The following is a 14,727-nucleotide window of genomic DNA, read 5'->3' on the forward strand; positions in this document are numbered from 1 at the left end:
CTACTAACAGGATTTTAGTGTAGATTCTGATCCCAATTTTTAAACACCATCCGAGCGGCATAATCAATGTTAAAACTGTCAGACCTATGTAAAGGCTATGTAGACGGGGGAGAGTTTCACCCTGTATTACAAGGGGCAGAATTAACATTGCAGCAAGGCGACCAAGTTGCTCTGATGGGAGAAAGTGGTTCGGGTAAAAGTACTCTGCTGAATTTAATCGCCGGATTAGATACTGCTGACTCTGGTGAAGTGCAGTTTCCAAATTTTGCTATGCATGAAGCACCGGAGCATTTAAGAACCCTTTATCGCCGCAACAATATTGGTAATATCTTCCAACAATTCAACCTGCTTCCTACACTTAATATTGCCGACAATATTCGTTTTTGTCGTCAGTTAAAAGGTCTGCCGGAAGATAAAGAGTTGTGGCGTCAAATTCTTTCTGCTTTGGACTTAATGCCATTGCTAGGACGTTATCCGGAAGAGGCGTCTGGTGGTCAGCAACAACGTGCGGCGATTGCTCGCGCCCTTTATATGGAACCCAAAATCCTGCTTGCTGATGAGCCAACTGGTAGCCTAGACGAGCGAAACGCAGAAGCAGTAATGCGCTTATTAACGAGTCTCGCTCGCCAATTGGAGTGTACTTTGCTGTTAGTGACGCACAGTGAAAAAGTTGCCGCCCATATGGAAGGAAAGATTCGACTTCAAGGAGGGCAGCTACATGTTATGGCCCGTAGTTAAGGCACTACTCGGTCATTACCGTCGTTACCCTCTACAAATTATTCTTGTCTGGCTGGGATTAACTTTAGGCGTGTCCCTCCTTGTTGGTGTTACTTCTATCAACCAGCATGCAAAACAAAGTTATGCCACTGGGGAAAAACTTTTCTCTAATCCTTTGCCATACCGAATCCGAACGAAGCACTCTGCCAATAAAATTCCTCAAGGTTTCTATATTCAGTTACGTCGAGCTGGGTTTAACCAATGTGCACCGTTTGACGTGCTTCATCTAGATGCCAAGACCGATATGAGCCTGATGTTGGTGGGGATAGATCCTGTCGCGATGATCCCACTACAACAAGGAAAATCGCTAGGTGAGATGCCTGTTTTATCACTAATGAAGCCTCCTTATCCTATTCTTGTTAGTCAAGATTTGGCCGCTTACATGAGTTGGCAGGATGGGGACTTCATTGAGATGAATGACGGAAGCCGTCTTGGGCCTATTCAAGTAGATAAGGACAAGATGCTTTCGGGTACTCGGCTGGTTACTGATATATCGTTGTTGCGTATGCTCAAGCGGAGCTCAGGTTTGTCTGCGATTTCTTGTGGTGAAATGCCAGAGGAAAAGCTAATAGCACTGAAAAACATGCTGCCAAACGGAATGACGCTTGTTAGGAATACGCGTACTGAGCTTGAGTCGCTAACTAACGCATTCCATATGAATCTCACCGCGATGGGAATGCTGTCGTTTTTGGTCGGGTTGTTTATTTTTTATCAAGCGATGTCTCTGTCTTTCATCCAGCGACAACGTTTGGTAGGTATTTTGAGACAGACTGGTGTTAACGGAACACAGTTAGCGCAAGCCTTATTGCTAGAGTTGTCTTTGCTCGTCTTTATTGCGTGGGCGTGTGGTAACTTTTTTGGCTTGATCTTAGCAAATGAGCTTATCCCAGCAGTGTCTTCGAGCCTGAGTGATTTGTATGATGCCAACGTAGGCTTAACCATAGGATGGTCATGGCAATCTAGCTTATACAGTCTAATCATGGCAGCGATGGGTGCGTTGATATCGTGTCTGTGGCCATTAATCCGTTTGCTGAAGTCACAACCAATCCGCCTCTCTTCTCGACTGTCGCTAATGCGATTTGCTGGAAGAGAGTTCTCTTGGCAGGCGCTTGCGGCGTGTGCGTTTTGTGTCGCTGCAATAGCGGTATATCAGGCCCCGAAAACACAAGAAACCGGCTTTGCTATTATTGCGCTGATGTTGGTTAGTGTGGCGTTGTTTATGCCATTTATTATGTGGCATATGTTCCAAAGTTTTTCTTATACCATGCGTTGGGTTCGTGTCCGTTGGTTTTTTGCTGATGCAGCAGCAAGCATGAGCTATCGCGGTGTGGCTACGATGGCGTTTATGTTAGCGCTGGCGGCAAACATTGGTGTAGAAACAATGGTCGGAAGCTTTCGAGATACAACCGATAAGTGGCTAAATCAGCGATTAGCCGCTGATGTGTACATCTATCCGACCAACAATTCAGCCGCTCGGATGAGCGCATGGCTCCAGAATCAGCCAGAGGTGAACTCGGTTTGGTGGCGTTGGGAAAAAGATATGCCGACCGAGCACGGTGCTCTGCAAGTTGTGAGTACGGGCTCTTCTGAAGGTGAGCTAGACTCACTTACCGTCAAGTTAGGTGTCCCAAATTACTGGTATCAACTGCACGCTACCAAGAGCTTAATGGTCAGCGAGTCGATGGCCTTGAAGTTGGATATCCGCCCTGGCGATTTCATTAACTTGCAGGAACCGCTTGGTGGTGATTGGCAAGTCGTAGGCGTTTACTACGATTATGGAAACCCATATAACCAGGTGATGATGTCGCACCGGAATTGGCTGTATGCATTTGCAGGTACGGGTAATGTTGGTCTTGGCGTAGTATTAAAAGATAACGTCAATGGAGAAGGGCTGAAAAATCGCTTAGAGAATGTATTCCGTCTCCCGCAAGATCGTGTGTTTGATAACGGTAATATTTATAGCCAAGCAATGAGAGTGTTTGATCATACCTTTGCGATAGCAGGAACCTTGGGCAATATCACGCTGATTATTGCCGTGTTTGGTTTATTCTTTGCGACGTTGGCAGGAGAACTTTCACGGCAGCGGCATTTTTCCTTATTAAGGTGTATGGGTGTGTCCGGAAAAGAACTTGTCGTATTAGGTGGTTTGCAGCTATTCGTCTTCGGAGCCATTTCTGCGATTATTGCAGTGCCGCTCGGCTTGGCGCTCGCACATTTGATCGTTGATATTATCATTAAGCAATCATTTGGCTGGTCTCTAGAGCTTCAAACGATTCCATGGGAGTATGCTCAAACTATTGCTTGGGCGATGCTTGCCATCATGGTTGCTGGCGCATTGCCTGTTATTAGAATGATCAAAAGTACACCGATGAAGTCATTAAGGGACGCGTTGTAATGAAAAAAATGGGCTCTAAAAAACGCTTGTTGGTTTCAACGCTCATTGTTGTTACGTTCGCTTTTCTGACTGGGGCTGCTTTTTACTCAACTTTTTGGTTAGAGGCGACAGCAACACGAGAAAGCGAACTTGATTCTATCTTAACGCGTGAAAATCAAACGATTTTCGAGCCTGTACTACCTAATGAGCATGTCTCTTTACCCTCAGACTTTCGCTTTCATCCCGAGTATCAGCATGAATGGTGGCACTACTTTGCGAAACTAAAAGATGAGCAAGGCAAGATCTACAATGTTCAATGGAGCTATTTTAGGGTTGCGACGGACGAGCGAGAAACCAGCGGTTGGCAGAACCCTCAATTGTACATTTCACATGTTGTCGTCAGTCATGGCTCGCATGTATGGAAAGAGCAACGGGTAGCTAGAGGTGGGATAGGCCAAGCTGGTATGATCAATCGTCCTTTCAGGTTATGGATTGATAATTGGACTTGGCGATCGCTCGGTGCGACGCCTTTCCCGGGCAACTTGAATGTGAATACTGATACGTTTGGACTTGAGCTCAATACCATGACAAGCGGCCCCTTTGTCGTGAATGGAGACAAAGGCTTCCAAGTTAAACATGCGTTGCAATCTGTTGCTTCTTTCAGCTTCAGTGCTCCATTTTTAAAAGTAAAAGGCAGCTTAAGCTTAAATGGTAAGCGATTCTCAGTGACGGGTTCTGCTTGGGCGCAAAAAGAGTGGGGCAGCGGCTTAATTGGTGAGGGGCAACAAGGCTGGGATTGGTTTGTTTTCAATTTAGATGATGGTCGAGCATTAACTGTTAGCCGTTATCGTCACCATGGGCAAACACCGCACGTGTTTGGCACGTTGTCGACACGCTCAGGTAAAGTCATCAACCTCTCAGACGACGATATCAGTATTAAACCAATGCAAGTGACCAGTTTATCCAATGGAAGAAGGTTACCTTTGCAGTGGATTATCAATATTCCGAAGCATCAAATTAATTTGACTACCCGCATTATCAAGTCAGATATGTGGCTACCCTTTGTAATACCTTACTGGGAAGGGCCTACTTTAGCTTCCGGCTCCAATGAGGCTTGGGGCTTTATGCAGCTGACAGGCTATTGAGTTGTGAAGAAAACCACCCCCTACGGGTGGTTTTTTAGTGCGCGAAGCTTCCTAGCTTTTTCTCAAAAGTACGGGGTTATCATGATGGTACAAGCCGTGTTATGCTGATTTTCTCATCATCTTGATAAATATTTGGTGCGACAAAAACAAATACGATCTCCGATCAAAATTGAGTGTCATGTTGGAAAATACGATGTATAGTAAACTTAACATCGAAAAAACCGAAGTTTATACTCTGAAGAAGCGATTATTCTAAAGTTTTCGACAGCTATACACTCTTATCACTCTTTGTTAATCGTTTATTAAGATAATAAATATAAGGACGAAACCATGAACGATGTCATTCGTGACTTTTTCAAAATGGAATCAGCAGGTGGTATTCTTCTCGTAATTGCAGCGGCAATTGCGATGACCATTGCTAACTCACCGCTGGGCGAAACTTATCAATCTGTACTGCATACTTATGTATTCGGTATGTCAGTTTCTCACTGGATTAATGACGGCCTAATGGCTGTTTTCTTCTTACTTATTGGCCTTGAAGTGAAGCGAGAGCTACTTGAAGGAGCGCTAAAATCAAAAGAAACCGCAATTTTCCCTGCGATTGCAGCGGTTGGTGGTATGTTAGCCCCTGCTCTTATTTACGTTGCGTTTAATGCTAACGACCCAGAGGCGGTTTCTGGCTGGGCCATTCCAGCTGCGACGGATATTGCATTTGCTCTAGGTATCATGGCGCTACTAGGTAAGCGTGTACCAGTAAGCCTTAAAGTATTTTTGTTAGCTCTCGCTATCATCGACGATTTAGGCGTGGTTGTTATTATTGCACTGTTTTACACAGGTGATCTTTCTAGCATGGCGCTGCTTGTTGGCTTCATCATGACTGGTGTCCTGTTCATGTTGAATGCGAAGGAAGTGACGAAACTGACGCCATACATGATAGTCGGCGCGATCTTATGGTTTGCGGTACTTAAATCTGGTGTTCACGCAACACTTGCAGGCGTAGTGATCGGCTTTGCTATTCCTCTTAAGGGTAAACAGGGCGAACATTCCCCACTTAAGCACATGGAGCATGCACTTCATCCATACGTGGCATTTGGTATCTTACCTCTATTCGCATTTGCAAATGCGGGGATTTCGCTAGAAGGCGTATCGATGTCAGGCCTAACTTCAATGCTGCCATTAGGTATTGCTTTGGGGCTACTGGTTGGTAAGCCTCTAGGTATCTTCACCTTTAGTTGGGCTGCTGTGAAAATGGGTGTAGCTAAGCTACCGGAAGGCATTAACTTCAAGCATATCTTTGCGGTATCTGTGTTGTGTGGTATCGGTTTTACAATGTCTATATTCATTTCCTCTTTAGCGTTTGGAAATGTAAGCCCTGAGTTTGATACCTATGCTCGACTAGGTATCTTAATGGGCTCGACGACAGCCGCGTTACTTGGCTACGCGTTACTGCACTTTTCTTTGCCTAAGAAAGCGCAAGCGTAAGATACACACTGTTTAGTAAAGCCTCCCATTCGGGAGGCTTTTTTATGTCTGCAGATCGGCACATCAACCACTTCAGGCTGGTTACTTTTGTGACCAACTAAGGTCTAGCTTATGGAGTTGGGGCAAATCATCGAAAGAGGCGCTTGGCAAATCTATAGGCGAAAAAAGCCCAGCCGAAAATTTGACTGGGCGGATACAAACATAGGAGTTAATAAGAAAAAAGCAGCAACGTAACAATTAGATGGAAACAAGTTTGACGGCCAGTGAAACTTCAAATGCCCTAACTGTTACGTATATTCAGACCGAGCCTTTTCCAAACAGTTCCATTTTTTTCAAAAAATTTCTACTTAATGCTTTCTAGCTTCTTACACACCCGAAAGTAATAGAAAAATCGAGATGGATTACCAACTTGGTGAAGTGACTAACTTCGGTGTTTCTCATTTTATATCCCCTAGAACCGAAGATGTATTTCATACTCTCGTCGCTTACTCCGAGCCGTCAAGGCTATTGTTAGCGTTTCAATTGCGATGGTCTGAGAAATTTGATCGTTTTCTTCTGACAAGCTTCACTGGAGTATTCGATTGAATTTCAAAAGATTAGATCACACCTTTTACTGTCTGGTCAGACCAATTGGTTAAAGTGTGATGTTAATCATTTGTTAATCTTAAGTTTCGGGAGTATATTTTCAAACAGTTGTTTAATACGAGTGATTAAAATGGCCCCGAGAACATCAACAAAAGAAAAAATACTCGATGTCGCAGAAGGACTCTTTGCTGAACATGGCTTTAATGATACTTCGCTAAGAACGATAACAGGTAAAGCTAACGTTAACTTAGCATCGGTAAACTATCACTTTGGCGATAAAAAAACGCTGGTTAGAGCGGTTTTAGATAGGTATTTAGAAGCACTAATGCCGAGCATTAAGACTTCATTAATTGAGTTAAACACGCGCGATAGCTACAACATGGACGATGTCTTTGAGTCATTGCGATTACCTTTACGTACATTAAATGATGTACGCCCAAATGGTACTGCGCTATTTATGTTGTTAATTGGCCGCGGTTATACAGACGTTCAAGGTCATCTACGCTGGTTCATTACCACCAGATACGAAGAGGTACTGAACCTTTTCACTTTCTCGATAATGAAGGCGAACCCGGAACTATGTGAAGAACAGTTGTTTTGGCGACTGCACTTCACGTTAGGGACCTGTGTATTTACGATGGCTTCAAGCCAAGCTCTTTCGGAGCTGGCAGAAAGTAAGTTTGAAAAGGAAGTCGATGTGAAATCTGTCGTCGATTTACTGATTCCATATTTGTCAGCAGGAATGTCAGCAAAGCAGTTGGCATAAGACAAATAAGAAAGTTAAACCAATAATAAGATTATACCCCGAGCGGTTACGTGAACAAAAGGATCTGAACTATGAGCTCTCTACGAAGAAAATGGATTAGTGACCCGGCTTTTAAAGTGTTCAAAAAAGTATTGCCACCTCTGTCTAGCACCGAGAAAGAGGCGATGGAAGCGGGTAGTGTATGGTGGGATGCCGAACTATTCTCAGGCAAGCCAAACTTCACAACATTGCATCATTATCCAACGCCTACACTGACGGCAGAAGAGCAGTCATTTATGGATAATGAGCTTGAGACCCTGCTAGAAATGCTTGATGACCAGAAGATTGTCAAAGAAGACAGGGATTTACCGCCTGAAGTATGGAAGTACCTACGTAAAGAGCGATTTTTCTCTTTGATCATCTCGAAAGCATATGGTGGTCGTGAATTTTCCGCTTTGGCGAACTCAACCATTGTTTCTCGTATTGCGACTCGAAGTATCAGTACCGCAGTATCGGTAATGGTACCGAACTCTCTTGGCCCTGGTGAGCTGCTATCGCACTATGGTACGCAAGAGCAAAAAGATTACTGGTTGCCTCGTTTAGCTGATGGTACAGACATCCCTTGTTTCGCCCTAACTGGCCCTGAAGCGGGTTCTGATGCAGGTGGCATACCTGATCAAGGCGTGGTTTGTTACGGCACCCATGAAGGCAAAGAAGTGCTTGGCGTGCGAGTTAGTTGGAATAAACGCTACATAACGCTTGCGCCAGTTGCGACAGTGCTCGGGTTAGCATTTAAACTGCAGGATCCTGAAGGGCTACTTGGTGACAAGAAAGAGGTTGGCATTACATGTGCGTTGATTCCCGCTGACCATGAAGGTGTCGAGATAGGCGAACGCCATGATCCTTTGGGGTCTGCGTTTATGAATGGTCCTACTCGTGGTGAAGATGTCTTCATCCCTATGGACTGGTTGATCGGTGGCGCTGATTATGCAGGTAAAGGTTGGCGTATGCTGGTTGAGTGTCTTTCTGCTGGTCGCGGTATCTCTCTCCCAGCGCTTGGCACCGCGATTGGTCACCTTACTACACGTACAACAGGTGCTTATGCTTACGTGCGTAAACAGTTTGGAATGTCGATCGGTAAGTTTGAAGGCGTCGCAGAAGCGATGGGGCGCATTGGTGGTCTTACTTACCTACTAGAAGCGACGCGTACGCTAACGACGACTTCTCTCGATATGAAAGAAAAACCTGGGATTGTAACCGCGATTGCCAAGTACCACATGACGGAAATCGCGCGTACCATTCTAAATGATTCGTTTGATATCCACGCGGGTCGTGCGATTCAAGATGGTCCAATGAACTATCTTGCTAAACATTACCTTGGTATCCCGGTTGCTATCACCGTTGAAGGCGCGAATATTCTGACTCGTAACCTGATGATTTTTGGTCAAGGTGCGACTCGATGTCACCCATATGTTCTAAAAGAAATGGAAGCCGCGGCGAATCCAGATTCTGAACAAGGTGCGAAAGAATTTGACAACTTACTCTTTAAACACATCAAGCACGCGCTCGGTAATACATTCGGTGCATTTGGTGCAGCACTAACTGGTTCTCGATTTATTAACGCGCACATGAGTGGCCCAACGCAGCAATACTACAAAGACATTACTCGTCTCAGTCGTGCACTTGCAGTAAGTGCAGACTTTGCGATGTTAACCTTAGGTGGAGACTTGAAGCGTAAAGAAATGATCTCCGCACGTTTGGGTGATGGATTAAGCTATCTATACATGGCATCTGCTGCCTTGAAAAAGTATGAAGATGAAGGCCGTCAACAAGGCGATCTAGACTTCGTTCATTACGCTGTTCAACACTGTTTGTATAACGCTTCTAAGTCATTAAATGAGGCTTACACCAACTTCCCTGTGAAATACGTTGGCGGTGTGCTTAAGGGGCTATTGTTCCCGCTTGGTAATCATTTCAATAAGCCAAGTGATGAGCTGTGTGTGAATTTGGCTGAAGCGATGATGACACCAGGCGCGCAACGTGATCGCCTCACGCATCTGTGCTACATCGGAAAATCAGAGGATGACAGCGTAGGCTTAATGGAGAATGCATTCCTTGCAATGTACGACATTAAACCTTTGGAGCGTAAACTTATGAAGGCTGCGAAGGATGGTAAAGTGGCTCGTAAAGGTCTGCTGCATGACCGTTTGCAGCAAGCATTTGAAGCAGGCGTGTTAACTGAGCAAGAAATTGATCAAATCATGGCTGCAGATAAATTGCGCTACAAGGCGATTCAAGTTGACCACTTTAGTCATGACTTTTCTGAAGTGCGAACTCATAGCCCAAAAAAGTCGCAGTTGAATCCGGCGGCATAATAGACAACTAATGTTAAGAAAAGCACCTCAATGAGGTGCTTTTTTGTATTCTTGGGGAGTGGATGGTGGGATAGTGCTCCAACCACTTGCCTTTTAAGAGCATTTTTACAGAAATTAGATGCGAAATCCCAACGAAACTTTTATCCTAACAAGGTTTTTTAAAGGAAGTTGAATATGATCATCAAACCTAGAATTCGTGGATTTATCTGTACTACAACGCACCCTGTTGGTTGTGAAGCTAACGTAAAAGAACAAATTGCGTACACCAAAGCGCAAGGTCCAATCAAAAACGCACCTAAGCGTGTTCTTGTTGTTGGTGCATCAAGTGGCTACGGTCTATCTTCTCGTATCGCTGCGGCATTTGGTGGCGGTGCATCAACTATCGGTGTTTTCTTCGAAAAAGAAGGTACTGAGAAGAAACCAGGTACAGCAGGTTTTTACAATGCCGCTGCTTTTGAAAAGCTAGCGCGTGAAGAAGGTCTGTACGCAAAAAGCTTAAACGGCGACGCTTTCTCAAATGAAGCGAAACAGAAAACTATCGAGCTGATCAAAGAAGACTTAGGTCAAATCGATATGGTGGTTTACTCACTGGCATCTCCAGTACGTAAAATGCCAGAAACTGGTGAATTAGTTCGTTCATCTCTTAAACCTATCGGTGAAACTTACACATCAACGGCTGTTGATACCAACAAAGATGTGATCATCGAAGCTAGCGTTGAGCCTGCAACAGAAGAAGAAATCAAAGACACTGTCACTGTAATGGGCGGTGAAGATTGGGAACTTTGGATCAATGCGTTGTCTGATGCTGGTGTTCTTGCTGAAGGTTGTAAGACCGTCGCGTACAGCTACATTGGTACTGAGCTAACTTGGCCAATTTATTGGGATGGTGCACTAGGTAAAGCAAAAATGGACCTAGACCGTGCAGCGAAAGCGCTAAACGACAAGTTAGCAGCAACAGGCGGCAGTGCCAATGTTGCGGTACTTAAATCTGTTGTAACTCAGGCGAGTTCTGCAATTCCTGTTATGCCACTGTACATCGCAATGGTATTCAAGAAAATGCGCGAAGAAGGTGTACACGAAGGCTGTATGGAACAAATCTACCGTATGTTCAGCCAACGTCTATACAAAGAAGACGGTAGCGCGGCAGAAGTTGATGAGATGAACCGCCTACGTCTGGATGACTGGGAACTTCGTGACGACATTCAGCAGCACTGTCGTGAGCTATGGCCTCAAATTACGACTGAGAACCTAAAAGAGCTGACTGACTACGTTGAGTACAAAGAAGAGTTCTTGAAACTATTTGGTTTCGGCGTTGAAGGCGTAGATTACGAAGCGGATGTGAATCCAGCAGTTGAAGCAGACTTCATTCAAATCTAATCGAATCACAGACTAGATAACCAATAAACAAAAGGCGCTCATTGAGCGCCTTTTTATATTTCATAGTCAAAGTGAGTATTAACTTAGTATTATCAGAATCGTACCAGCTAACGTCATTAAAATATTCGCAATCGCATAGGTACCCGCATAACCAAGGGCAGGGATGGTGGACTTAGCGTAGTCGTTAACGACATCCATAGCCGGAGCGCAAGTACGGGCGCCAATAATGGCACCGAAGAGCAGGGCACGGTTCATCTTGAGTACGTGTGCGCCAACTAAGTAAGCCAGAACTACAGGCACAACACTGACAATAAATGCCAAACCAATGACTTTTGGTCCTACTTGCGTTAGGTGCTCGAACATCTTTCCACCTGCACTTAGACCAATTCCGACCATAAAGAACATTAACCCTAGATCTTTGACCATATTCAGCGCCCCTTGTGGGACATAACCGAAAGTAGGGTGATTTGCTCGTAAGAAACCAAGCGTAATACCGGACAACAGAAGACCCACCGCATTACCCAAACTGAAAGACACCTGACCGAACGTCATTGTGATGAGGCCAAACAGAATACCCAAAATAAAGAAGCTACAAAAAGCGAGCAAATCGGCCATTTGACTGTGGATCGAGATGAAACCGATTTTTTCCGCCAGTCCATGTACTCGGCTTTTCTCGCCGCTCACTTGAAGGACGTCCCCTTTAGCGAGCACAATGTCTAAGTCCATAGGCATTTCAATCTGAGCGCGAACTACGCGGTTTAAGAAACAGCCAAACTCAGACAAATTCAAATCCGATAAACGCTTACCAGCGATTGCGTCACTTTTTACGACGATTTCTTCTTCAACGATGCGTAAATCAAGCAAGTTACGGTCGAATACTTCTTTACCATTACGGAAGCTAGGGTCTAAGCGAGCATGGCTGTCAGGGAAGCCAACCAGTGCAATTTCATCTCCCTCTTGCAAGATAGCATCACCATCTGGGTGGGCGAGAATACCATTTCGGCGGATTCGTTCAATGTAACAGCCAGTTTGACGATAAATACCCAGTTCTCGTAAGTTTTTACCATCAGTCCAGTCAATTAGCTCTGGGCCCACTCGGTAAGCTCGAATAATGGGTAAATACACTTTTCTCTGGCTTGAATTTCCAAGGCCACGCTCTTGTGCGATTTGCTGCGCGGAATCAGAAAGGTTTTGTTTTTGCAGTTTTGGCAACAATTTAGCAAACATGATCATGCTAATTAAGCCGACCAGATAAGCCATCGCGTAGCCTACGGATAGATTTTCTAATACCAGAGAAAATTCCATATTCCGCGGTATAGTCGCAAGGCCAGAGTTAAGAGCATCTTGTGCACCAACCAGTACTGGCGTTGCGGTCAATGCGCCTGCCATCATACCGGCGGATAAGCCAAAATCGAGGCCGAAATAGTGACTCAAGCCATACGTTAAGCTGACCGCAGACACGAGAACAGTCATGCTTAAAATAAAATAATGCTTACCATCTCTGAAGAATATACCAAAAAAGTTTGGTCCAGCTTCAATGCCAACGCAGTAGATAAACAGCATAAAGCCAATGGTTAAAGCTTCTGCATTAAATGAGAAACCAAGGTGGCCCATTACCAAAGAGGTAATAAGAACGCCAATAGAGTTGCCTAATTGTAATTTGCCAAATCGAATTTTTCCGATGGCAAGGCCAATGGCTAATACGACGAAGATTAGAAGGATAGGGTTTTGCTCGAGAAGGTATACGACGTCTATGTTCACTGTGTGGCTCGGTAGAGTGTGTGCCAAAAAAGATTAAGAACTGTGAATTGTAACTAAATATAGCAAAAAGATAAGTGAATTTTTTTAGGTTTTACCATTAGTTGACTTAACGTAATAACCAGCTGAAAAATAATAAAAAAGCCGCATGAAGCGGCTTTTTTGAAAACAGTCTTTATTACTCGTCAAATAGACCTAGGTGCTCTTTCGCGTATGCTTCGAACTCGTCGCAGCCACCGATGTGCTCTTGGTCGATAAAGATCTGAGGAACGGTTTCAACTGGTTTACCAACTGTTTTCTCAAGATCTGCTTTAGAAATACCTTCAGCGTGAATATCAACGTAACGGTAGTTGAAGTCATCACGTTTTGCTTTTAGCGTTTCTGCGTGCTCTTTTGCACGAACACAGAAAGGACATGCAGGGCGACCAAAGATAACAACGAACATAATCTTATTTCTCCTAAATCTATTCTTTTTTGAAAGCGTACAAAACATAGCGGCTGAGTGCGCTTTCTTTTGTTGGAGTAACTATGCCCGATCCAGATACGGAAATAAAGCGGCAATTACCTCTTGGTTCTATAGGTGAAATCTATCGAATAAAAACTAAACGCACGTGCTTATTTTACGACTCTGAAGTATGTGAAGTGACGCATAAAAAACATACATTCTAAAGGGTTAATGATGGCAAGGTGGAATTGGTCAATTTTTTTTGTTTAAAAAAATAGCAATCTATTTTGGCTATACGCAAATAACTTCAACTCTTACATAAGTGTTAAATCAGAGGGCGAGAGGTTATTTGGGTATATTCTTTTGGGAGGGTGTGTATGTTTCAGTTTATGACTGCAACAAGGATTATATTTGGTGAAGGTGCACTTCAATCTTCATTATCCGTTATTAACCAATTTGGCTACAGTGTTTTGCTGGTTACTGGGCAGGATACCCAACGAGCCGCCCCCATTATCCAATATCTTAAAGCTCAAAATATGCGTTACCAGCACGTAGCTATCGTTGGTGAACCATACATCACGATGGTAGAAGAGACCGCAGTGCTCGGTAGAAAATTCCAACCTGATATGGTGGTTGCGATAGGTGGTGGCAGCGTCATCGATATGGGCAAAGCCTTAGCTGCCATTATTCCCAATCAAGGCAATGTTTACGATTACGTAGAAGTGGTAGGAAGAAGCGTCCCTTTAAAAGCAAAGCCTCTTCATTTTATTGCAATTCCTACGACAGCAAGCACCGGTTCAGAAGTGACCAGAAATGCTGTGCTGAAATCTGGACAAGATAAAGTGAAAGTGAGTCTTCGAAGCCCTGATATGCTCGCAGACGTTGCCATTGTAGACCCGACACTTACTTACGGGACCGACCAATACACATCTGGACGTGGCGCAATGGATGCGTTCACTCATTTAATGGAAGCGTATGTGTGTGGTGAGCCAAACCCTCTTACTGATATGGTCTGCGAAGAGGGGCTACGCCGTTTAAGCCGTTCAGTGATTGCCGCTTGTAAGCAAGATAATCATAAGGCGCGCTCTGATTTATCGTTCGCTGCATTGCTTGGTGGTATGGCGATTACTAATGCCAAATTAGGTGCCGCTCATGGGTTAGCATCGGCGTTAGGAGGCAAGTTAGACGCCCCCCATAGCGTTATTACGGCTCGCCTAGCTCCGCACGTGATGCAGGAGAACATTAACGCCGCTAAACTCGCGGGTAGGAATGATGTGATAAGTCGTTATCGCAAGCTGGCCCAATTAGTCACTGAGCGAGTAAATGCTAACGAACACGATGGAATTCTTTGGGTAAATATGGTGCTAGATAAGTTAGCGTTACCGCTACTGGCTCAATTTGGAGTATGCCAAACCTCTTTTGAGCAAGTGGCAATGATGCGCTTAAATCAATGGCAATCAAAGGGAATCCTTTACCTCTTAATCAGGAACGTTTGATACACATATTGCAGCAAGTCTGTGATTGTAGCGGAGAGTGCGCAGCTGAGAGTGCACAACATGTCAGTTCTGTTGAAGTACTGGAATCAAGAACGGACTTATCGAGTGTCAACGACTTAGGATGATTGCTCCCTTAGCTGCATTAAAACAAAAGGGGAGACTTGAGCT

9 protein-coding genes and 1 pseudogene are annotated in these 14,727 nt (G+C 44.4%); 8 read left to right on the top strand and 2 right to left on the bottom strand.

The window, feature by feature from the left end; all coding sequences use genetic code 11:
- Positions 1-66 precede the first annotated feature (66 nt).
- From R7Q09_RS03845 to fabV, 7 genes are all read left to right on the top strand, one after another.
- A complete protein-coding gene (locus tag R7Q09_RS03845) occupies positions 67-738 on the top strand; it encodes an ABC transporter ATP-binding protein (protein WP_005378040.1) in 672 nt (223 codons plus the stop codon).
- The gene (locus R7Q09_RS03850; RefSeq protein ID WP_005378038.1) at positions 719-3,172 is read left to right on the top strand and encodes an ABC transporter permease; all 2,454 of its coding nucleotides are present in this window, start codon (positions 719-721) and stop codon (positions 3,170-3,172) included. Before R7Q09_RS03845 ends, R7Q09_RS03850 begins: the two co-directional genes overlap by 20 nt.
- Entirely contained in the window at positions 3,172-4,296 is a 1,125-nt protein-coding gene (locus R7Q09_RS03855) for a lipocalin-like domain-containing protein (protein WP_042521997.1), read from the top strand. Before R7Q09_RS03850 ends, R7Q09_RS03855 begins: the two co-directional genes overlap by 1 nt.
- Positions 4,297-4,626: 330 nt before the next feature.
- Positions 4,627-5,778, top strand: coding sequence for a Na+/H+ antiporter NhaA (gene nhaA, locus R7Q09_RS03860; protein ID WP_005378034.1), 1,152 nt, complete (start codon positions 4,627-4,629; stop codon positions 5,776-5,778).
- Positions 5,779-6,493: 715 nt separating this feature from the next.
- Positions 6,494-7,129: a TetR/AcrR family transcriptional regulator gene (locus R7Q09_RS03865; RefSeq protein WP_005378033.1), complete on the top strand. Its 636-nt coding sequence runs from the start codon at positions 6,494-6,496 to the stop codon at positions 7,127-7,129.
- 71 nt (positions 7,130-7,200) lie between these two features.
- Entirely contained in the window at positions 7,201-9,483 is a 2,283-nt protein-coding gene (locus tag R7Q09_RS03870) for an acyl-CoA dehydrogenase (RefSeq protein WP_318070523.1), read from the top strand.
- 174 nt (positions 9,484-9,657) lie between these two features.
- Positions 9,658-10,860, top strand: a complete 1,203-nt coding sequence (gene fabV, locus R7Q09_RS03875; protein WP_005388648.1) for an enoyl-ACP reductase FabV — start codon at positions 9,658-9,660, stop codon at positions 10,858-10,860.
- Between the two features lie 78 nt (positions 10,861-10,938).
- Here fabV and R7Q09_RS03880 read toward each other — a convergent pair whose 3' ends face one another.
- Together R7Q09_RS03880 and R7Q09_RS03885 are read right to left on the bottom strand one after the other, a co-directional pair.
- Positions 10,939-12,621, bottom strand: a complete 1,683-nt coding sequence (locus R7Q09_RS03880; protein ID WP_005378028.1) for an aspartate:alanine antiporter — start codon at positions 12,619-12,621, stop codon at positions 10,939-10,941.
- Positions 12,622-12,796: 175 nt separating this feature from the next.
- Entirely contained in the window at positions 12,797-13,063 is a 267-nt protein-coding gene (locus tag R7Q09_RS03885) for a GrxA family glutaredoxin (RefSeq protein ID WP_005378026.1), read from the bottom strand.
- Between the two features lie 377 nt (positions 13,064-13,440).
- On the opposite strand from R7Q09_RS03885, the pseudogene R7Q09_RS03890 reads away from it, so the two are divergent.
- Positions 13,441-14,684, top strand: a pseudogene (locus R7Q09_RS03890) (iron-containing alcohol dehydrogenase).
- The last annotated feature ends 43 nt before the right edge of the window (positions 14,685-14,727 follow it).

It is taken from the genome of Vibrio sp. 2130-1 (assembly GCF_033339515.1).